This is a genomic window from Cellulosilyticum ruminicola JCM 14822, assembly GCF_001311925.1.
Lineage (GTDB): Bacteria > Bacillota > Clostridia > Lachnospirales > Cellulosilyticaceae > Cellulosilyticum > Cellulosilyticum ruminicola.
Window position 1 is genome coordinate 12380 of record NZ_BBCG01000011.1, and the last position, 21805, is coordinate 34184.

Annotated in this window: 28 protein-coding genes and 1 pseudogene; all 29 read right to left on the bottom strand. The window is 32.8% G+C overall.

Annotated elements, in window-relative coordinates:
• Positions 1-10 precede the first annotated feature (10 nt).
• Positions 11-631, bottom strand: a complete 621-nt coding sequence (gene plsY, locus JCM14822_RS05820; protein ID WP_054740504.1) for a glycerol-3-phosphate 1-O-acyltransferase PlsY — start codon at positions 629-631, stop codon at positions 11-13.
• Positions 632-633: 2 nt separating this feature from the next.
• Positions 634-1959 (bottom strand): ribosome biogenesis GTPase Der, encoded by a 1326-nt coding sequence (gene der, locus JCM14822_RS05825; RefSeq protein WP_054740506.1) that lies wholly within the window; start codon positions 1957-1959, stop codon positions 634-636.
• A complete protein-coding gene (locus JCM14822_RS05830; RefSeq protein WP_054740508.1) occupies positions 1959-3287 on the bottom strand; it encodes a DUF512 domain-containing protein in 1329 nt (442 codons plus the stop codon). Before JCM14822_RS05830 ends, der begins: the two co-directional genes overlap by 1 nt.
• Positions 3288-3300: 13 nt before the next feature.
• Positions 3301-4122, bottom strand: a complete 822-nt coding sequence (gene pgeF / locus JCM14822_RS05835) for a peptidoglycan editing factor PgeF (RefSeq protein ID WP_054740509.1) — start codon at positions 4120-4122, stop codon at positions 3301-3303.
• Positions 4123-4134: 12 nt separating this feature from the next.
• Positions 4135-4482 (bottom strand): YraN family protein, encoded by a 348-nt coding sequence (locus JCM14822_RS05840; RefSeq protein WP_242861418.1) that lies wholly within the window; start codon positions 4480-4482, stop codon positions 4135-4137.
• Positions 4466-4747, bottom strand: a complete 282-nt coding sequence (locus tag JCM14822_RS05845; RefSeq protein WP_054740515.1) for an EscU/YscU/HrcU family type III secretion system export apparatus switch protein — start codon at positions 4745-4747, stop codon at positions 4466-4468. Before JCM14822_RS05845 ends, JCM14822_RS05840 begins: the two co-directional genes overlap by 17 nt.
• Positions 4748-4756: 9 nt before the next feature.
• The gene (gene fliK, locus JCM14822_RS05850) at positions 4757-5425 is read right to left on the bottom strand and encodes a flagellar hook-length control protein FliK (RefSeq protein WP_054740518.1); all 669 of its coding nucleotides are present in this window, start codon (positions 5423-5425) and stop codon (positions 4757-4759) included.
• A gap of 191 nt (positions 5426-5616) precedes the next feature.
• Positions 5617-6264: a hypothetical protein gene (locus tag JCM14822_RS05855; RefSeq protein WP_054740520.1), complete on the bottom strand. Its 648-nt coding sequence runs from the start codon at positions 6262-6264 to the stop codon at positions 5617-5619.
• 14 nt (positions 6265-6278) lie between these two features.
• A complete protein-coding gene (locus tag JCM14822_RS05860) occupies positions 6279-7037 on the bottom strand; it encodes a ribonuclease HII (RefSeq protein WP_054740522.1) in 759 nt (252 codons plus the stop codon).
• 9 nt (positions 7038-7046) lie between these two features.
• Entirely contained in the window at positions 7047-7583 is a 537-nt protein-coding gene (lepB, locus tag JCM14822_RS05865; RefSeq protein ID WP_054740524.1) for a signal peptidase I, read from the bottom strand.
• A 33-nt stretch (positions 7584-7616) separates the two neighbouring features.
• Complete coding sequence (gene lepB, locus JCM14822_RS05870; protein WP_054740526.1) at positions 7617-8171, bottom strand: signal peptidase I; 555 nt, start codon at positions 8169-8171, stop codon at positions 7617-7619.
• Between the two features lie 22 nt (positions 8172-8193).
• Positions 8194-8748 (bottom strand): signal peptidase I, encoded by a 555-nt coding sequence (lepB, locus tag JCM14822_RS05875; protein ID WP_054740528.1) that lies wholly within the window; start codon positions 8746-8748, stop codon positions 8194-8196.
• Between the two features lie 44 nt (positions 8749-8792).
• A pseudogene (gene ylqF / locus JCM14822_RS05880) lies at positions 8793-9642 on the bottom strand (ribosome biogenesis GTPase YlqF).
• 104 nt (positions 9643-9746) lie between these two features.
• Entirely contained in the window at positions 9747-10094 is a 348-nt protein-coding gene (gene rplS / locus JCM14822_RS05885) for a 50S ribosomal protein L19 (protein ID WP_054740530.1), read from the bottom strand.
• A 93-nt stretch (positions 10095-10187) separates the two neighbouring features.
• A complete protein-coding gene (gene trmD, locus JCM14822_RS05890) occupies positions 10188-10931 on the bottom strand; it encodes a tRNA (guanosine(37)-N1)-methyltransferase TrmD (protein ID WP_054740532.1) in 744 nt (247 codons plus the stop codon).
• Positions 10928-11443, bottom strand: a complete 516-nt coding sequence (rimM, locus tag JCM14822_RS05895) for a ribosome maturation factor RimM (RefSeq protein ID WP_054740534.1) — start codon at positions 11441-11443, stop codon at positions 10928-10930. Before rimM ends, trmD begins: the two co-directional genes overlap by 4 nt.
• Positions 11444-11656: 213 nt before the next feature.
• Complete coding sequence (locus JCM14822_RS05900; protein WP_054740536.1) at positions 11657-11887, bottom strand: KH domain-containing protein; 231 nt, start codon at positions 11885-11887, stop codon at positions 11657-11659.
• A gap of 24 nt (positions 11888-11911) precedes the next feature.
• Complete coding sequence (gene rpsP / locus JCM14822_RS05905) at positions 11912-12157, bottom strand: 30S ribosomal protein S16 (protein WP_054740538.1); 246 nt, start codon at positions 12155-12157, stop codon at positions 11912-11914.
• Positions 12158-12191: 34 nt separating this feature from the next.
• Positions 12192-13529: a signal recognition particle protein gene (gene ffh / locus JCM14822_RS05910; RefSeq protein WP_054740540.1), complete on the bottom strand. Its 1338-nt coding sequence runs from the start codon at positions 13527-13529 to the stop codon at positions 12192-12194.
• Between the two features lie 12 nt (positions 13530-13541).
• Positions 13542-13895: a YlxM family DNA-binding protein gene (gene ylxM, locus JCM14822_RS05915; RefSeq protein ID WP_054740542.1), complete on the bottom strand. Its 354-nt coding sequence runs from the start codon at positions 13893-13895 to the stop codon at positions 13542-13544.
• Positions 13896-14047: 152 nt separating this feature from the next.
• Positions 14048-15235 (bottom strand): signal recognition particle-docking protein FtsY, encoded by a 1188-nt coding sequence (ftsY, locus tag JCM14822_RS05920; protein WP_306307298.1) that lies wholly within the window; start codon positions 15233-15235, stop codon positions 14048-14050.
• A gap of 79 nt (positions 15236-15314) precedes the next feature.
• On the bottom strand, positions 15315-16415 hold the full coding sequence (locus JCM14822_RS05925; RefSeq protein WP_408606182.1) for a coiled-coil domain-containing protein: 1101 nt from the start codon (positions 16413-16415) through the stop codon (positions 15315-15317).
• A 202-nt stretch (positions 16416-16617) separates the two neighbouring features.
• The gene (locus JCM14822_RS05930; RefSeq protein WP_054740546.1) at positions 16618-17712 is read right to left on the bottom strand and encodes a coiled-coil domain-containing protein; all 1095 of its coding nucleotides are present in this window, start codon (positions 17710-17712) and stop codon (positions 16618-16620) included.
• Positions 17709-18902 carry a chromosome segregation SMC family protein gene (locus JCM14822_RS05935; protein WP_054740548.1) on the bottom strand — a complete coding sequence of 398 codons (1194 nt, stop codon included), beginning with the start codon at positions 18900-18902 and terminating at the stop codon, positions 17709-17711. The genes JCM14822_RS05930 and JCM14822_RS05935 overlap by 4 nt, the downstream gene beginning before the upstream one ends.
• A gap of 8 nt (positions 18903-18910) precedes the next feature.
• Entirely contained in the window at positions 18911-19633 is a 723-nt protein-coding gene (gene rnc / locus JCM14822_RS05940; RefSeq protein WP_054740550.1) for a ribonuclease III, read from the bottom strand.
• A 71-nt stretch (positions 19634-19704) separates the two neighbouring features.
• Positions 19705-19941, bottom strand: a complete 237-nt coding sequence (gene acpP, locus JCM14822_RS05945) for an acyl carrier protein (RefSeq protein ID WP_054740552.1) — start codon at positions 19939-19941, stop codon at positions 19705-19707.
• 64 nt (positions 19942-20005) lie between these two features.
• Positions 20006-21007: a phosphate acyltransferase PlsX gene (plsX, locus tag JCM14822_RS05950; protein WP_054740554.1), complete on the bottom strand. Its 1002-nt coding sequence runs from the start codon at positions 21005-21007 to the stop codon at positions 20006-20008.
• Between the two features lie 76 nt (positions 21008-21083).
• Positions 21084-21260, bottom strand: coding sequence for a 50S ribosomal protein L32 (rpmF, locus tag JCM14822_RS05955; protein WP_054740556.1), 177 nt, complete (start codon positions 21258-21260; stop codon positions 21084-21086).
• Positions 21261-21280: 20 nt separating this feature from the next.
• The gene (locus JCM14822_RS05960) at positions 21281-21784 is read right to left on the bottom strand and encodes a YceD family protein (RefSeq protein ID WP_054740558.1); all 504 of its coding nucleotides are present in this window, start codon (positions 21782-21784) and stop codon (positions 21281-21283) included.
• Positions 21785-21805 lie beyond the last annotated feature (21 nt).

Genomic DNA, 21805 nt, shown 5'->3' on the forward strand with positions numbered 1-21805 from the left:
ACCTCCAACTTTACTTTTTACTTGTTAGATTTAATTTGGACTCTGTTCCTGTTAGTAAGCGTTTAATGTTGTCTTTATGTCTATAATAAGTAATCCCCATGATTACAAATCCAAGAAACATAGCCTCTAAACCACCTGGTTGATTACAGTAAAATAAAATCAATACAAATGGCAAGCTGCCTGTCACTAATAGTGAACTTAAAGAAACAATGTGTGTAATTCCAAAGCAAGTGAAAAATAAAGCTGCTAAGATTAAAAATAAAATTGGACTACCAATTCCTATAATTAAACCTGCTGTAGCAGCAATACCTTTACCTCCTTTAAATCCAAAGAAAGCTGGATAGCTATGCCCTAAAATAACGCCTAATCCTGCATATAATGTAACTACAATACCTGGCGCTACAGATTTAAATAATAATCTAGAAATAAGAATTGCAATTAATGTTTTAGCAATATCCATTAACAATACAATTGCTCCTGATTTTTTGCCTAGTACACGTACTGTATTAGTTGTCCCTGCATTACCACTACCTTGTGTACGAATATCAATACCCTTTAATCGGCCCAATAATATGGCTGATTGTACATTTCCTAAAAAATATCCAATTACTAACGCCCCTAATCGATACATTTTTATTCTTTCGCCCCTTTTTCTCTAACAATAAATCTAACAGGTGTTCCTTTAAATCCAAAGGCTTCACGCATTTGGTTCTCAATGTAACGTTGGTAAGAGAAGTGCATTAATTCTTTATCATTTACAAAGATAACAAAAGTAGGTGGTTTAATACTTACTTGTGTCATGTAGAAAATTTTAAGTGGTTTACCTTTATCACTTGGTGGCTGATTCATTGCCATTGCCTCATAAAGTACATCATTTAAAATACCTGTACTAATACGTTGGCTTTGATTTTGATGAATTGCAAAAATTGTTTCAAATAATTTTGGTACACGTTGACCAGTTAAAGCTGAAATGAACATTTGTGGTGCATATTGCATATATGCAAGTTCATTTGTAAGATCTTTTGAATATTGATTCATAGTTTTATCATTTTTCTCAATAGCATCCCATTTATTAACAACGATAATACATCCTTTACCAGCTTCATGAGCCATACCTGCGATTTTTGTATCTTGCTCTGTTACTCCTTCTTCTGCACTAATTACAATAAGTACAACATCCGCACGTTCAATAGCTGCAAGTGTACGAATAACACTATAACGTTCAATGTTTTCTTTTACTTTGCTTTTTCTTCTAATACCAGCTGTATCAATTAATACGTAGTCTTGACCATTAATTGTTACTTCTGTATCAACACTATCACGTGTTGTTCCTGCAATATCACTTACAATAACACGTTCTTCACCAACAATTCTATTAACTAATGAAGATTTACCTACATTTGGTTTACCAATGATTGCAACACGGATTTTATCCTCCTCTTCTTCCTCTTCGCTTGTTTGTGGGAAATGACTAACAACTTCATCTAACATATCACCCATGTTTAATGCTTGTCCTGATGAAATTGGAATAGGCTCACCAAGTCCTAAGTTATAAAATTCATAAACTCCCATGCTTTGATGTAACATATCGTCTACTTTATTTACAACAAGTACTACTGGTTTATGTGATTTACGAAGCATATTTGCAACATGTGTATCTGCATCTGTAAGACCTGTTTTTACATCTACAAGGAAAATAATAACATCTGCTGATTCAATTGCCGCTTCAGCTTGTCTTCTCATTTGACTTAAGATAACATCTTTACTATCTGGCTCAATCCCACCTGTATCGATTAATGTAAATTTATGATTAAGCCACTCAACATCTCCATAAATACGGTCTCTTGTTACACCCGGTGTATCATCTACGATTGACGTTTTTGTTTTTGTTAATCTATTAAATAAGGTAGACTTACCTACATTAGGTCTCCCTATTACCGCCACGATTGGTTTACTCATTAATATTTCTCCTTTAATTCAATAATTTTTTGAACCCATTCATTGCCTTCATTTGGTAATACTTCAATTGGAATATCTAATTCTTTAGAAATTTGTTCTACAGTATAGTCATCTAATAAAACAGGTTCACCGCTTTTTAGCATATTTTCAGCAAAGCATAGTACCTTACCTAAAGGTATGTCTTGTTTTAATGTACTGATAATATCCTGTCCTGTCAAGAGTCCTGTTACAGTAATATTTTCACCAAAGAAGTGGTTAACGACTGGATAAACATGTATTTTATAGTTCGGAAGCTTTTTATTTACAAGGGCTACACACTCTTCCATATACCCTTTAGTAATACATCCTGTTACTAAGGAAAGTTCAAAACTTTCTTCACTACTTTCTATTTTTTCAAGTTCTTTTTCTAATTCCCACTTGAATTTTGTAAGCATTCCTACCCCATTATCTAATACTGGAAAATTTTCATATTCATCATATGTGAGAAGTGGCTTTTTACCTGTTATATAAAATTCATCTGCCGCAAAAATGAAACGAGTACCCATTCTCTCTAAATAAAACTTCTGCCATTTTTCAACTACTTCAACAACAACTCTTGCTGACTCTTCATCAAAGCCTTCAAGTTCTGCAAGTCCTTCTCTAAATTTAGAAATACCAACTGGTACAACTGTTAAAGATAAAATATGTGGTATAAATTGACTTAAGTCTCTAACTGTTTGATCAAGTACATCCCCATCATTTAATCCTTTACAAAGTACAATCTGTCCATTAATTTCAATACCTGCATCTACAAGCACTTTAAGCTGTTCTAAAATCTTACCTGCATGGCGATTGCTTAATAATGCTTTACGTACTTCTGGGTCTGTTGCATGAATAGATACATTCAGCGGTGATAAACGATATTTAATGAGCCTATTAATATCTGCTTGACTCATATTAGTAAGTGTAATATAATTCCCGTTTAAGAACGACATACGCCAATCATCATCTTTAAAATATACAGTTTCACGCATGTTTGGAGGAAGTTGGTCAATAAAACAGAACTTACATTTATTACGACATCTAATCAAATCATCCATTAAGCTCGTTTCAAATACTAAACCTAAATCCTCACCATACTCTTTATCAATCTCTATAACCCATTCTTCACCATTTTGTTTACGTATACATATATCAATTGCTTCATCCGCCATTAAATAGCGATAATCAAATACATCTTGTATATTTTCTTCATTAATCCAAAGGAGAGTATCCCCAGCTTCAATTTCTAATTCTTCTGCTATGCTGCCAGGCTCTACCTCCACAATTTTATGCTCTTTATATTTCAATGTCTACAACTCCTTAGTCTTTTAATGTCATAAAAGCACCTAATGTTCCTCTATTTCCCTGTGTCTTACGATGTGAAAAGAATATTTGACTATGGCAGCAAGTACATATACCAGATATACTAATATTTTCTTCTAAAATACCACTTTCTATTAAAACCGCCTTATTACATGCCCATAAATCAATATGATATTTTTCACCTCTCTCATCTTTACGAATATAAGATGTTTGACCAAATGTCTCAAGGAAAACTTCTGCCACCTCAGATCCTACTTCAAAACAACATGCACCAATAGATGGTCCAATCCCAACTTGTATCTCTTCTAATGGAATATTTTCTTCTTCATGCCAAATTTTGACCATTTTGTGTCCAATTTTAGCTACTGTACCACGCCATCCTGCATGTGCCATTCCTATCATACCATATTTAGGAGCATAAAAAAACAGAGGAACACAATCTGCATAATGTGTAACAAGTGTAATATCTTTCTCATTTGTATAAATACCATCTATACTTTTCCACTGATTTGGTGTAATAATGCCATTACCTTTATCTTTCTCAGTTACCTTTGCAATATTCGTTTCATGTACCTGTTTTGATAAAACAATGCTGTCTAAAGACACGCCTAATCCTTCACAAACGTTTTTATAATTTTGAATCACGTTTGCTTCTTTGTCTCCACGATTAAATCCAAGATTAAGTGTTGCTAAATGCCCTTCACTCACACCACCGAATTTAGTTGTAAAACAATGCTCTAAATGTGCATCATTTTCCCAATTTGTAAATACTAAATAAGTCAAATCCCCTTTTGTAATAAATTTAATTGGACTTTCCATCTATCTTTCCTCCTAAAAAGCTGCTTCTATGTGTGAAAGCTTTTTATCTAATATTTCAATCACATCAAATCTACAATTAATTTCAATATTATAATGAGCATGTAGATACCATTTTGCAATACGTAAAATACGTTGCCTCTTATAATAATTAACTGCTTCTGCTGGTGAACCGAATGCTGTTGTCTTACGATATTTCACTTCAATAAAAACTACTATTTCTTGCTCCTTGGCAATAATATCAATTTCACCTACTCTGCAGCGATAATTACGTTCTAAAATTTTATAACCTTTTTCTATGAGATATGCAGTAGCCAAGTCTTCATATGCTTTTCCTACTGCTTTTTTATTTTGTTTTTCCATATAGCTCATCCATATCTTTAACAAATAATAGTATTCTTGCAATGGCTTCATATAATTCCTCTGGAATCTGATCACCAACTTCTAACTTTGTTAAGATTGTAGCCATCTTTTCATCTTCATAAACAGGTAGTTTATTTTTTTCTGCTTCTTCAATAATACGTTCTGCTACTTTTCCTTGTCCACTAGCAATAATTGTAGGTGCCGTCATTTCTGTATTATAAGATAAGGCCACAGCTTTCTTTATAGGTTGTTTTTTATTTGTCATATAAACCTCCTATACTTTAAAATCCATTTGACTTAAATGTAGTATTTCTCCTGCTAATTTATTATCTAATTCTTTTGTTTCAATTAAAGAAACTGCCATCTCATCCACATTAAATTTGGTATTTCTCATTAACTTCTTCAGCTGCTCTAAATGAGTCTCCACAAGATTTAAGATTCTTTCTTCTTTAACTTTAAAATGCAACAATAAGTCTTCTTTCTCTTGTCTAATATGTACTTCTATATTTTTTAATTTAGGTAAATCTAATACTAAAACAACATATAGATGCCGTTTTTCTTCATTTGATTTTTTCTTAGGCTTAAAAAAATAGAGTTCTCCTTTTCCCTCTCCTTGAGGTAGCTTTAATGGAAAAAAGTAATATTCACCCTGCATATTAAACTTATTAAGTACTTGAACATTTTCCGCTATTTGATTTAAATGTCCTTCATACTTTTGAGGTAGTCTCATCAATTCTAATTCTTTTAATATCTCATTTAAGACTTTATAACCATTTTCAATATTTTTAACAACTTCTCCTGACTTCTCTAACTGTTCTATATTAACTGTTAATGCCTTTGAAATTGCTGATTTAATAAGCTTATTTATTTTTTCCCACTCATTATAAAATATCGCTCTAGATATGCCTCTTCTGCCGTCTAAGTCTTCTTTTACTTTAGTCATATCATTAACAATCGTCTCTACTAGCAATTTCAGAGTTATTTTACTGTCTTCCAAATTATCTTGTCTAGGCTTAGCACTTTCCTTTATTAGTAAATTTTCCTCTATATTTCCCAGTCTACTTTCTTTATCAGTAATATACTCCTGTAAAGGTGCTTCTTCTCCTATAAATACTTTTTGAAGTCCACTTTGCTCTACCAGTCTAATATATCTTTTTCAGTTAAATAGGTATCTAATCTTTGACTCACATTTTGCACAAGCTCTGAATCTTGAGCTTCACTTATAAGATCTGCTACCGTAGTTGTTACTTGCTCTAAATTATCCTGCTTCATTTCATAAAAATTCTTAACTTCTTGTAAGCTAATAGTACCAGATTTATCACTTAAATTAGATATTACTTCTGCTGGAATTTGAAATTTTTGAGACATATGATAGTTTCTTAAAAGTCCTTCTCTTTGAAGCGACATTTGCTTTGCTAAAAAAGCCTCTATAAGCTGTCTCATACTATCTGTTTTAGGTAAACTTAATTCATTCATAATTTTATCTTGCAAAGAAATATCAGCCTGAATACCACTTTGTAAAAGCTTAAGTAGTATTTGTCCCTCATCCTTTTGCACAACTTCTAAAGTTAACAATTCATTAAAAATGGTCATATCATGAAGCTTAACAGGTATAGACTTTCCATCCTCTTGTACAAGCACAATCTGTCCATTTCCAAGCTTAGTCAATGACCCTTTTAATATATCACCAATTTTTATATCAGAAAGAAGCTGACCACTTTTTGCTGTCAGCTTTTGTTCACCTTTTATTTGTTTAAAACTTACACCTATGGATTCAATCACACAAATCCCTCACTTTAAATTAAATTTTTTAAAAAACTTCTGCGATGTAACGGTGTAAGTCCTTTTGCATGAATTCCATCATAATGACTTTGGCTACCATATCCCTTATTGCTTGCCCAATCATAATCTGGATACTCTTTTGCATACTCAATCATCATACGATCTCTTGTTACTTTAGCTATAACACTAGCTGCTGCAATACTAGCGCTTTTATCATCTCCTCCAATAACAGCATGCTGTATCTCTTGAACCATGGGAATTGTATGATTCCCATCTACTAAAATAATATCTACTGGCTTATTTAACTGCGCAAGTGCTTCACTCATTGCCTTAAAAGTAGCTTGTAAAATATTAATCTCATCAATTACAGGTGCTTCTACAATTCCTACACCAATACCTAATGCCACTTTTTTAATTTCATCATATAAAGCTTCACGTTTAGCTTCTGTAAGCTTCTTAGAGTCTTTTAAGCCTAATAAATTGGTCTCATAAGGTAAAATAACTGCTGTAGCTACTACCGGCCCTGCCAATGGCCCTCTACCTACTTCATCAATACCCACAAGCACTTTTTCATAATCATGAAATACGGCATCAAATTCACATTTTAATTGCCATTCATGAATAGTATTCTCATAAGCTTCGTATTGCTTCATATACTTTGCAATAAGCTTTTTAACACCATTACGCTCATCTGATTCAAATGATTTTAATGCTTCTGGTAATTGTTTTTTAGGAACTGTTTTTAAATATGCATCAATTTCTTTTATATTCATTTCTTCACCTTATTTTAATATACCTACTCTATCAAAAGGATAAATACACAGACCTGCTTTTGCTAAAATTTCCTTTCTTGCAATTGGACCAAACACCCTACTATCTTTACTATTACTTCGGTTATCACCCATCATAAAATAATAGCCATCTGGTACAATATAAGGAAATTTAACTTTTGAACCTGCATATAAATAGGTATTTTCTTTATGATTTAAATATGCTTCTTTAAGCGCCTTACCATTGATATAGACCTGTCCTGATTCAATATTAATTTCATCTCCAGGTACACCTATAATACGTTTAATAAGGTGGTCTTCCTCAAAATGAAATACTGCAATTTCACCTCGTATCGGATCACGATAATAATAAGGAATACGGTTTACAATTAAATGATCACCAGGATTAATTGTACTCACCATAGAAGCCGTTGGTACTTTTGTATGACTAATAATAAAACTAGAAATCAATACTGCACTTAATACTGCTAAAATGAGCTCTTTTGTTCTTTCAATTAGGCGTTTTAATTTATTATTTGCTTTGCCCATTTTTCTCACTCATTTCTATCTATTGTTCTTTGATTAATGAAGTAAGCCTATTTGATTAAATGGATATATTTTTACCCATGCTTTACCTACAATATCCTTGCAAGGAATCATCCCTACTTCTTCAAAACGGCAATCTAAACTGCCTAAGCGATTATCACCCATTAAGAAATAATAATCGTCTGGCACTGTCATAGGAAACGCAATAGGCGTAGCACCTGGTTGCATAATCGGTGTTGAAATTCCTTCACTTTCTAAATAACTTGTTTCATCTATACGCTCTCCATTGACATAAACATTGCCTTCACGAATATCAATCTCATCCCCTGGATAACCTATAAGACGTTTTACCCATAATTCTTTTCCTTTATGGAATACAATTATTTCACCTTTTTTAGGTAATCTATAATAAAAAGGAAGGTTATTCACAATAATATGGTCTCCAATATTAATTGTACTAATCATAGATCCAGATGGAATACGATTATGACTCATTCCAAATGTAAAGAAAAGTATAATTGCTAAAGCTAATAACACCATACTCTTTAAATACTCTAAAAATGCTTTTAACCTATTTTGTTCTGCACTCATCCCATAGCCACCCCATAACAATTTATTTTAAAACGCTGATTTGATTAAATGGATATATCTTTATCCATCCCTTACCATAAATTTTATCACGACTTACTGCACCAATATAACGGCAATCTTGACTTTGAGTACGATTATCCCCCATTAGGAAATAACTATTCTCTGGTACTGTATATGGAAATTCTACGTGATTACTTCCTGTATAAGGATCTGAAATACCTTCTCTAGCTAAATACCTTGATTCATCAATTTTTACATCATTGACATAGACATTACCTTCACGAATGTCAATCTCATCTCCTGGAAGTCCTATGACACGTTTTACCCAACTTTCTAATTTATCGGGACCTTCATGTTTAAATACAACAATTTCACCATATGCAGGATCACGATAATAGTATGGTATCATTGTCGTTAAAATATGGTCATTCACATTAATTGTACTTACCATAGAAGATGTAGGTATCTTATTATGACTCACAATAAAAAATGTAAATAGTAAAGCCATTAATACTGCTAAAATAAGTTCCTTACTAAATTCAATACTACGCTTAATAAAATTTACGCCCTGTCCCATATTTTCACTTCTTTCTATATTTATTATTTATCCAATACTATTTATTATATATTTTTTGGGTGTTCTACTGTAATATGCCCCCATTTACCGCCTCTAAATTCATCTAAAATGATCTGTGCTGTACGAAGTTCATCAATTTCACCACCAGCTATAATAAGCCCACGTTTTACTGCAATTGTTTTGAATGCCTCATATCCATCATCAGGTAATTCTACTTTATATCTATCTTCTATTTTATCTTTAAATTCTTTAAGGCCAAGATCTAATAAGTTAATTGCAAGCTGTCTATTATCTAAAATATTATCATTAATAGATCCGATAAATGCTAAATGTTGTGCTACTGTTTGATCTTCAAATTTAGGCCATAAGATACCTGGCATATCAAGGAGTTCAAATCCTTTTCTAATTTTAACCCATTGTTTACCTCTTGTAACACCTGGTTTATCACCTGTCTTAGCTGATTTTTTACCAACTAACGCATTAATAAATGTAGATTTACCTACGTTTGGAATACCTACAATCATTGCACGAATTGGACGATAAATACGTCCTCTTGCTTTATCTCTTTCAATCTTTTCTCTTAAAAGATCTTCTGCAATTTTAACAACTTCTTTGATGCCTTTGCCACTTGTCGCAATGATTGGTACGACTTTTACATTATGTGCACTGTACCAGTCAATCCAAGCTTTTGTTACTGCCTCATCAGCTAAGTCAGCTTTATTTAAAATGATAATACGCATTTTATTATTAGCTAATTTTATCGATGTCTGGATTTTTTGTACTATAAGGTGCACGTGCATCTAAAAGTTCAATAACAATATCAACTAACTTGATATTTTCCTCTATTAATCGTTTTGTTTTGGTCATATGACCTGGATACCATTGTATATTCATTTTCTAGTCACCTGTATTTATAATTTTTATAGCTTTATTATATGATAAAAGTCTTAAAATACTCAATGAGTATAATAAAAAAGGACTTAAAAAGTCCTTTTTTATTATTTAATTAATTCTTTAACTTTAGCGTTTTTACCAACACGTTCACGTAAGTAGTTAAGTTTAGCTCTTCTAACTTTACCTAAACGAACAACTTCGATTTTTTCAATGTTTGGTGAGTGAAGTGCCCAAGTTTTTTCTACACCTACACCGTAAGAAATTCTTCTTACTGTGAATGTTTCACGAATTCCACCATTTTGTCTTTTTAATACAATCCCTTCGAACATTTGTACACGTTCTCTTTGACCTTCTTTGATTTTTGCATATACGCGGATTGTATCACCAACGTTGAATGCTGGTACTTCTGCTTTAAGTTGAGCGTTTTCGATTTCTCTAATAATTGGGTTCATAATAAATTCTCCTTTTTTCTAAGACGTTCTTAACATAAAATACTGCCAGCGGAACATCCGTAATAACAGTACATAGTATAGCATGTCTTGTTTTTATTTGCAATGATTTTTTGCGTAATTTTCAAGGAACCTCTTGTCTTTTATGCTTAAATTAGCTTTTTTTAGCAAATCTGGACGTTTATTATACGTATTTATAAGGGATTGCTCTCTTCTAAATTCCTCAATTTTCTTGTGATTTCCAGAAAGTAGTTCCGCTGGTACTTTGCGTCCTCTAAACTCAGCTGGTCTTGTATAATGTGGATATTCTAGAAGTCCATCACTAAATGACTCTTCTTCAAAAGATTCCTGTTTACCAAGTACACCTGGTTTCAAACGCATAATGCTATCAGCAATAATAACAGCAGGTAATTCCCCGCCCGTTAATACATAGTCACCAATAGAAATTTCATCTGTTACAATTTCATCAATAACACGCTGATCTACACCTTCATAGTGTCCACATAAAATGACAATATGTTCTTCTTTTGCGAACTCCTCTGCCATTTGTTGATTCCACACCTTGCCTTGTGGTGTCATATAAAGCACACGAGGCTTCACACCAGGCATAGTTTCTTTTACATGTTCAAAGCAATCACAAATAGGCTGTGCCATCATCAGCATCCCTGCACCACCACCATAAGGGTAGTCATCTACCTGATGATGTTTATTAGCTGCAAATGGACGAATATCGATAGCTTCCAATTCTATTTGATTGCTTTTTTTAGCACGTCCCATGATACTATAGTTTAAAATTTGATCAATTGTTTCCTTAAATAAGGTCATAATTGTTATTTTCATAGTTCTTCAAGCCCTTCTAAAAGGTGTACAGTCATTTTACCTGCTTCGATATCTACTACTTTAACAACTTGTTTAATAGCTGGTAATAAAATTTCTTTCTTAGTTTCTGGATTTTTTACAACATAAACATCATTGCTACCTGTGTAAATAATATCAACGATATCACCTAAATAACGATTATCTTCTTCTGTGTAAACACCTAAATCATATAAATCACTGATGTAGTATTCATCTTTTTTAAGTGGTAAGCTATCTTTACGGTCAATTTTAAGTGTACTTCCTTTTAAAATTTCAGCGTCATTCATATCATCAATACCTTCTAATTTAAGAAGTACAAAGTCTTTATGAAAGCGTACAGCTTCAATATTATATCTTTTAAGTTCTCTTCTCTCTACATAAATCTCTTTTAATTTTTTGAAACGCTTAGGGTCATCAGTTGTTGGTACAATCTTAAGTTCCCCTTTTACACCATGTGTATTAACGATTTTTCCTACTGTAAACATTGTTTCCATATGAATCATCCTTTGTTTAAATTTATATCCTTTCATAAAGGATAACAATAACTTTGTGAAAGATAATAAACTTATTTATTATCCCTTGTGAAAATATATAATTATTTTCCCTAGTTTATGACAAATGTCACTCACTTTATTATAGTATGACAAAATAAAGCTTTGCAATACATAAATCATTATATAGCACAAGTAGGTTAGGGATTCCCTAACCTACTCTACTATTTCAACTACAACTTTTTTATGCACATCGGCTGTTGCAGCTTTCACTATTGTGCGGATTGACTTAGCAATTCTACCTTGCTTTCCAATTATTTTACCCATATCTTCTGGGGCTACATGTAACTCTAAAACAATTTTCTCGTCATCCTCTTTTTGTGACACAGAAACTTGTTCGGGATTACCGACAAGTTGTGTTGCTAACATCTGTAATAAATCTTTCATTGGAAATTCCTCCCCTGAAACAAATTACATTTCAACACCTGATTTTTTAAGTAAATCTTTAACTGTATCTGTTGGTTGAGCACCATCAGCAAGCCATTTTTGAGCTGCTTCTGTGTTAATGCTTAATTCATTTGGTTCTTGACAAGGATTGTAGTAACCGATTTCTTCGATAAATCTACCATCTCTTGGAGAACGTGAATCAGCAACAACGATTCTATAGAAAGGAGCTTTCTTTTGTCCCATTCTTTTTAAACGAATTTTAACTGCCATCTTAATTTCACCTCCTTGTAAGTATGCTATATATTTACATAAAAGGTAATTTGAATTTACTACCTTTTTTGCCTTTCATCATACCTGAGAATTGTTTCATCATGACCTGCATTTGCTCAAACTGTTTAATCAGTCTGTTAACCTCTTGTAGGTCACGCCCAGAACCTTTTGCAATACGTTTCTTACGTTGCATATTTAAAATGCTTGGATTAAGACGTTCTTCTTTAGTCATAGAAAGAATAATTGCCTCGATATGAGCCATTTGTTTGTCATCAATTTGAATATCCCCAAGTTTTGCTGTATTCATACCTGGAATCATTCCAATAAGCTGACTAATTGGTCCCATATTTTTAACTTGTTGCATTTGATCTAGGAAATCCTCAAAGTTAAACTCTGCTTTTCTAAATTTAGCTTCTAATTCTTTAGCTTTTTGCTCGTCAATGTTTTGTTGAGCCTTTTCAATAAGTGTTAAAACGTCCCCCATCCCTAAGATACGAGAAGCAATACGTTCTGGATGGAATGGCTGTAAATCTGCCATTTTTTCACCCATACCAACATATTTAATTGGCTTATTTGTTACAGCTTTTACAGATAAGGCTGCCCCACCTCTACTGTCACCATCTAACTTAGTCATGACTACACCGTCAAGTCCTAAAGTATTATCAAAAGATTCAGCTACATTCACGGCATCTTGTCCTGTCATTGCATCTACTACAAGTAAAATTTCTTGTGGTTTAAGAGCTGCCTTGATGTTTTTAAGCTCATCCATAAGCACTTCGTCAATATGTAAACGACCCGCTGTATCTATGATTACAACATCATTATTATTCTCTTTAGCATATTCAAGACCTACTTTTGCAATGTCTACTGGATTTACCTGATTCCCCATAGAAAAGACAGGTACATTAACTTGCTTTCCTACTTTTATTAATTGATCAATCGCTGCTGGTCTGTAAATGTCACAGGCTACAAGTAATGGTCTCTTTCCTTGAGATTTTATAAGACTACTAAGTTTAGCACTTGTTGTTGTTTTACCAGCCCCTTGAAGACCTACCATCATAATGACTGTAATTCCTCTTGGTGCAAATGTGATTTTACTTTGTGTAGAACCCATTAAATTAACAAGTTCTTCATTTACTATTTTTATAACATGTTGTCCTGGTGTTAAACTTTCCATGACTTCTTGTCCAACTGCACGTTCTTCAATAGTCTTGATAAAGTTTTTAACAACTTTAAAGTTAACATCAGCTTCCAAAAGTGCAAGCTTAACTTCACGAAGTGCTACTTTAACATCTTTGTCTGTTAACTTACCCTTACCCTTAAGCTGTTTAAAAACATCTTGTAATTTGGTTGATAATTGATCAAAAGGCATACATGAGTCCTCCTATATTTTATTTATTAATTCATCTACTAGAGCAATGACCTCTTGTATGCAATTTGCCTGTTCACCCTCTAGACTTTCACTCACGTCATTACAATGACTTTTTATTTTGATGAGTACTTGTTGCTGCTTTTGGAATTTTGCAAAGAGCTGCAACTTATTTTCGTAATCTAGGAGTTTACCCTCAGCTTTTTTAATCGTGTCAAAGACACTTTGTCTACTAATTTGATGTTGTTCAGAAAGCTCTCCTAGAGATAAATCTTCAAAATAATATTCACGTAATAAATCTCGTTGTTTATCAGTGAGCAATTCCTGATAAAAGTCAAATAAATAGGTTATCACAACAAACTTTTCCATGTTACACCCCGACTTACTGTCAGTCCTTTTTGCTTTACACTAGATGATTATAATGAAAACCTTGTTATTTGTCAACTATAAATTTAAAACTTATTGTTCTGTCTGAAAAAGTGCTGTGGCAAACGCTTGAGCATCAAAAGGTTGTAGATCATCTATTTTTTCACCAACCCCAATAAATTTACTGGTACTTCGAAGTTTTCATAGATTCCTACAATAGCTCCACCTTTAGCAGTACCATCTAACTTAGTTAAAATAATACCACTAATTTCTGCTACTTCTTTGAACAGTTTAACTTGTTGAATTGCATTTTGTCCTGTTGTTGCATCTAATGCAATTAGAATTTCCTTTTTAGCTTCTGGATATTCTCTTGCAATAATACGTGAAATTTTTTCTAATTCCTTCATTAGGTTTGTTTTATTTTGAAGACGCCCTGCTGTATCACAAATAAGCACATCACTGTTACGCGCTTTTGCAGCTGCAATCGCATCAAATACAACTGCGGCAGCATCTGTACCTTCATCATGTTTAATGATTTCTACACCTGCACGTTCACACCATACTTGAAGTTGTTCAATAGCTGCTGCTCTAAATGTATCTGCTGCTGCTACAAGTACTTTTTTACCTTCTGATTTATAAAGATGTGACATTTTTCCAATAGAAGTTGTTTTACCTACTCCATTTACCCCAATTACTAAAATAACAGTTGGCCCATCTGGATTTAAAATACTTTCTGTTGGTGTTTTTGTTAAGATTGTTGTAATGATTTCTTGAAGTGCTACTTTTAAAGCTTGTGGATCTGTAATTTTGTCTGATTTAACTTTTTGACGTAATTCATCCATAATTTTAAGTGTTGTATCTACACCGAAGTCTGCCATAATAAGTGCTTCTTCTAACTCTTCATATAAATCTTCATCAATGTGTTTGAAATTACTTAAAACATCTTCTACACCTTTTAAAAAGTTATCCCTTGTCTTAGTAAGCCCACTAATTAAACGTTTCATAAAGCCTTTTTTCTTTTCTACTGGTGCTACAACTTCTTCTACTTGAGTGTTTTCTTGCTTTGCTTCCACTTCTTCTACTTGAATCTCTTCTACTACTTCTGGATTTTCTTCAGTTTGTACTGCTTCTTCTGTAGTTTTATCTTGTAAAATTGCTTCTACGGCAGCATTTACTTCTTCAACTTTTGGTGCTCCCTCAGTTTCTGTTACCTTCACTTTTCCTTGCTCACCTGATAAGCTTTTCTCGTCTACAGGTGCTTCTTCTTGTTCATCTGAATCTTCTTCTACTTTTTCACTAGGAAGTGTTTCATTTATAGTATCTACTTTTTCTTCTTGAAGCATACTTCTTGTTTAACTTCTTCTACAGCCTGTGCTTCCTTTTTCCCAAATAATCTTTTAAAAAGTCCCATTCTCTAGCCTCCTAATTATTTTTCTTTTGATCCATATAATTACTTGCATCTTCAAGTTCAATTGAAAGAACTGTTGAAACTCCTCGTTCTTGCATTGTTACCCCATATAATGTATGGGCGCGTTCCATTGTTCCTTTTCTATGAGTAATAACAATGAATTGTGTTTCTTTTGAGAGTTTCTCAAGATAATTTGCAAATCTTAATACATTGGCATCATCCAAAGCAGCCTCAATCTCATCCAGTACACAGAATGGAGATGGTTTAAGCTTTAAGATTCCAAAGATTAGAGAAATCGCTGTTAGTGTTCTTTCTCCCCCTGATAAAAGTGTCATGTTTTGCAGTTTTTTACCTGGTGGTTTAGCAATAATTTCTATACCTGATTCTAAAATATTTTCTTCATCAAGAAGTTGTAAGTATGCCTCTCCTCCACCAAATAACTCTTTAAATACTTCTGTAAAGTTCTGTGCAATAATTGCAAACTGTACTTTAAAGATTTCTTTCATTTGATTCATGAGTTCATCAATCATTTCAATTAATGTTGCTTCGGCTTTTTCCATATCTTCTTTTTGACCTGTTAAAAATTCATAACGGGTTTTAGTTTCTTTATACTCTTCTACAGCGTTTACATTAACGTTTCCAATCTGCTTGATTTGGCCACGCATCTCTACTGAATGTTTTTTAAGTTCTGTAATAGAGCAATCTTCAATTTTGTATTCTAGGGCTCTATTATAAGTGAGTTCATATTGTTCCCACATAGTATTTCCCCAGTTTTGTTTCTGAATCGCGCTATTTTCTTTTTTATTTTCTAGACGATAGCGTTCTTCTTTCAGATTACTAAGTTTTTCACTAGCTTTATTAATAATTTCAGCAAGTTTCACTTCTTCTTGTTCCAAAGTTACTTTTTCCTCATCATATTGTTTCCTTCTTTCAAGAGCTGCCACAATACTTGCTTTATCTTCTTGAATTAATGATTCAATATGCGTATTTTCTTCTAATAAAACTTGTTTCTCTTGCTCAAACTTAGCCATTTTTTCTACTAACTGTTCTTGTTTTTCACCTTGTCCATTTAGTGCTTCTTCGATTTCACGGATTTGTTCAAGCATATACTTCATATTTTGCTCTGTACTTGATAAGCTGATCTTCTTTTCAGTTAATGCATTATTTGCTTCATCTTTTTCTTGTTTTAACTGAGTTAACTTTTTCTCTAATGCTTCTAATGCTTCTTCATAATCGCCAATAGTAGATTTTAACTCCTGAGCATGTTCTTTAACATCTTCTCTACCCAATTTAATTTGTTCTAGGTTATCTTCGATATTATTTCGTTCTGCTAAAAGCTGTAATTGATTTGTCTTTGTAAGTTTTTAAAGCATGTTCTGTTTTATCCCACTCTAAAGCGTGCCCTTTTATTCTTGTATCTAATGCATTAATTTCTAGAGTAAGTGCCTCTACTTCTCTTTTTTCTTCAACTAATGATGTATTTAATGTTTCTAAAATTGTCTTTTCCTTTTGAACTTCTGATTGATAGTATACAAATTTTTCATTAGCTTCTTTTAATTCCCTGGCACGTGAGAAAATGTTATTACTTTGATTTTTTGTACTTCCCCCACTTAATGAACCACCACTATTAAATACTTCACCTTCTAAAGTTACCAACTTGTATTTATATTGATATTTACGTGCAATATGTGAAGCATTATCCATATTATCAATAATAAGTATACGACCTAATAATGAAGAAATAATATTGCTGTACTCTGCTGGATACTTAATAAGTTCATTTCCAAAACCTAAAAATCCTTTTTCTGATTTTAAGCCATTCTCATTAATTGGCTGACTACTACGTACTGTATCTTGTGGCAAGAAAGTTACTCTTGAAATACCACGTTGTTTCATAACTGTAATCATATCTTTGGCATCTTTTTCACTGCGTGTCACAATATTTTGAATCACCCCACCAAGAGCTGTTACAATAGCTGTCTCATATTCTCTTGGTACTTCTACAAGTTCACCAACTACACCCACAATGCCTTGCCATTTTGTACTATCACTTTTAGCCAGTTTTAATACTTGCTTAACGCTTCCATAGTAGCCTTCATGTTCTTCTTTAATCTGTTCAAGCCATTTCATCTGACGTTCTGTTTGAATCATATTCTGTGTCATTTGATTGAGTGCTTTTTCTTTTGTAAACTTCTCTTTTTCTATTTCTTGTCTACTTGTTTCAACTTTTTCTAAACATTCTCTTAAGCTCTCAAGTTTAGTTGAAGCTTCACTTTTTTGTTTTTCAAGTAATTTGCCTTTGACTTCTTGATGCTGAATATCACTATTTAATAATGCAATTTGCTCACTAATTTGAGAAAGACGATAGTCAAGCTGTGCTTCCATCCCATCGTTTTTGAAGCTCTGCTTCAAAAGTCAATCTCACGCATCTTCTGATGTAATTCCTCTTTAGAACTATCAATAGTGCCTTCTAAATCACTTAAGGCCTTAATTAGTGCATTGACTCTTGTTTCCTCTTGTTCAATAATTGTCATTTTAGATGCATGTTCAATTTCTAAAGCTGTACGCTTTGTTTCAAGAAGTGAAAGACGTTCTTTTTTATTTTGATGATCTAAAACTTGAGCTTTTTGATCTTCTACAACTTGTCCTAAAAGGGTTTCAATATTGATAATCTTTTCTTCATTAATTGTAATTTGACTTTGTCTTTTTTCTTGTTGTTTCTCTAAGTTAGAAATCTCACTAATTAAAGTCTCAATATTTGTATATAATGCATCTTTCTTTTGTTTAGACTTTTCTTGTCTCTTTTTAAGTGCATTTTCTTCTTCTTGTGCATCTTTGATTTGCAGTTCTATTGAAGTAATAAGTTCATTTAATGCTGCAATTTCTTTTTCAATGCATTCAATTTCAAAGATAAATATATTTATATCAACTTCTTTTAAACGCTCTTTAAGCTTCAAGAATTGTGTTGTCTTTTTAGCTTCTATAGAAAGTGGTTCTAAACGCCCTTCAATTTCTAAAATAATATCTTGTATACGTACTAAGTTATCACGCTGCTTTTCAAGCTTACGTTCTGCCTCTTGACGTCTTACTTTATATTTATAAATTCCAGCTGCTTCCTCAAATAATGTTCTTCGCTCTTCTGGTTTAGAACTAAGTACTCGGTCAATTTGACCTTGTCCAATGATTGAGTAACCATCTTTACCAATTCCTGTATCCATAAAGAGTTCTTGAACGTCTTTTAATCTACAAGTACTTCCATTAATAAAGTACTCACTTTCTCCAGAACGATATACACGTCTTTTTACCACAATTTCAGTATATGCAATAGGCACCGCTTGATCTGGGTTTTTAATAGTTAAAGCAACCTCAGCATACCCTAAAGATTTTCGCTTTTCTGTTCCTGCAAAAATAATATCTTGCATATTACTTCCACGTAAACTTTTGGCACTTTGCTCACCGAGTACCCATCTAATAGCATCAGAAACATTACTTTTACCACTACCATTTGGTCCTATAACACCTGTAATACCTTGCGGGATACTTAATTTCACTGCATCTCCAAATGATTTAAAGCCATGTATCTCAACTTTATCTAGATACATAATTCACCTCAATTTTCTAATTTCTCTAAAGCCTTTTTAGCCGCATCTTGTTCAGCTTCTTTTTTGCTCTTACCGCAGCCTCTACCAAGAATATTTTCTCCATGATACACTTCTACATAAAATTTTTTATCATGATCTGGACCTTCTTCACCAACAACTTCATAATGAATTGGCACATTACTTTCTTTTTGAATATTCTCTTGTAAAAGCGTTTTATAATCTGTATAAAGTGCTTCTAAAGAAGTCATGCCTTCTACTTGACAAATTAAAGTCTTTGTTAAAAAGTCTTTAGCAAGTTCAAAACTTCCTTCTAAGAATAATGCACCTGTAACAGCTTCAAAACCATCTGCAAGTATTGATGCACGTTCTCTACCACCAGTCATTTCTTCTCCTTTGCCAAGGAAAACATATTCGCCTAACTGGATTGTCTTAGCTGTTTTTGCTAAAGACCCTTCACATACAATACTTGCACGTAACTTAGATAAATCCCCTTCAGGCATTTCTGGATGTTTTTTAAATAAATATTCACTAATTACTAAATCTAAAATCGCATCTCCTAAAAATTCTAATCTTTCATTGTCTTTTGTTTGAATATTTCTATGTTCATTGGCATAAGAACTATGTGTTAGTGCTTCTTCTAAAATAAGTGGTTTTTTAAATTCATAGCCAATTACTTTCTGCATAGCTTCTACTTTCATTGCTCTTGAAGCTTTATCTGTCTTTTTAGCCATTTGTTTATCTCCTTTATCATTCCTACACTTTGCTATATATAGGAAAAGCCCCGCAAAGCGAGGCCTAATATTTACTCTAATCCTTTTTGTTCTTTGATATAATCGACAACATCACCCACAGTAGATACCTTCTCTGCTTCATCGTTTGAAATTTCCATTTCAAACTCTTCTTCAATTGCCATAATTACTTGAAAGACATCTAATGAATCTGCATTTAAATCATCAACAAATGATGTTAATAAAGTAATTTCATCCTCTGAAATGTTAAATTGCTCACTAATAATCTGTCTTACTTTATCAAATACCATATTTCTACACCTCATATAAAGATTTATATTTTGATGATATTATATACCTCATTGATAGTCAATATTAATTTGCAGATTCTGTAAAGTTCATCTTAATCTTTTCAACTAATTGATTTTTAATAAAACCTTCTGTCTGAAGAATTGTGACACAAACTTCTTCTGCTTTTGAACTACCATGAGTCTTTACTACAAGCCCATTTACACCTAAGAATGGTGCCCCACCTTTGGTAGCATAATCAAATTTACCTTTGATTTCATGAATCCCTTTTTTAAGTAAAAATGCTGCTAATTTAGTTTTTAAATTTCTTAGGAATTCTATTTTCAGCATACCTAAAATCCATTTTGCAAAGCCTTCCATAAATTTTAATACAATATTTCCCACAAAGCCATCACACACTAAAATGTCTGCTTCACCTTTTGGAATATCTCTTGCTTCTATATTTCCTAAGAAGTTGATACTTTCATCTACTAAAAGTAATTTATGGGCATCTTTTACAAGTTGATTACCTTTTTCAGCTTCAACTCCAATATTAATAAGTCCTACTTTTGGATTAGGAACTGCCATACACTGTTGCATATATACTGTTCCCATACGTGCAAATTGTGCTAGATAGCTTGGTTTTGCATCAACATTAGCACCACAATCTATAAGGAGGGAACACCCTTTTTGTGTCGGAATAAATGGAGCTAAGGCTGGCCGTTCAACACCTTTTATACGTCCTACAATTAATGTTGCTCCTGTTAAAAGTGCACCTGTACTTCCTGCACTCATGAAGCCATCTACTTTTCCCTCTTTAAGAAGCTTAAGTCCTATTACCATAGAAGATTTTTTCTTTTGCCTAATTGCTAAAGTTGGGGACTCTTCCATTTCAATTACTTCTTCTGCATCTACAATTTCTATTTTGGATGGTTCATATGTAAACGCAGCTAATTTTTCTTTGATGAGTGCTTCTGGACCTACTAAGACTAGTGTAAAGTCAGCTTTTTTACTTGCTTGTATACAGCCTTTTATAATTTCATCAGGTGCATTGTCTCCACCCATTACATCGATTGCTATTTTTGACATATGCATCACCTCTATCTTTCTCTATATTGAAATTAAATATACAAAAAGACAGCTAAAAGCTGTCTTTTTTATAGTATTAATCTACTTTTACTACAACACGGTTTGCATAAGAACCGCAAGCTTTACATACTCTATGTGGCATCATTAATTCACCACATTTTTGACATTTCACTAAGTTAAGTGGAGAAAGTTTCCAATTCGCTTGTCTTTGGTTTCTTCTGGCTTTAGAAGTCTTTCTTTTTGGTACTGCCATTTCTACACCTCCTCTTATTACTACTCTTCACTTTGAGGGTGAAAAATATTCTTTAAACCTTCAAGTCGTGGATCAATTTCTTCATGTCCACAATTACATTGCTTCAAATTTAGATTTTGACCACAAACTTTACAGATGCCTTTACAATCTTCATCATGTACCCAGTGCATAGGTAGATTCAAATAGATTGCCTCTGTTACAGCATCTTCTAAATCAATTGTATCAGAAATTTGAATAATGTCTTCTTGCTCTTCACCTACCGGTAAAGCTGAGTACTCTTGAAAAAGTTCTCCTTCAACAAAACAGTCAAATTCTTCACCACAGCGATCACATAAACGTCTTACTGTTACAGATACATGTCCTTCTACTAAATAGAGATTATCAACTTTTTGCAAATTTCCCTCTACATCAGCTTCACAAACTTGCATTTTACGTATACCACTAATTCCTTTAAGTGATACTTGCTGTTTTCCTTTGAAAGTTACTTCGGACTTTTTTTTAAGTTCCAGGATATTAAGTTTCATTTTTTTCACTCCATTAAGTAA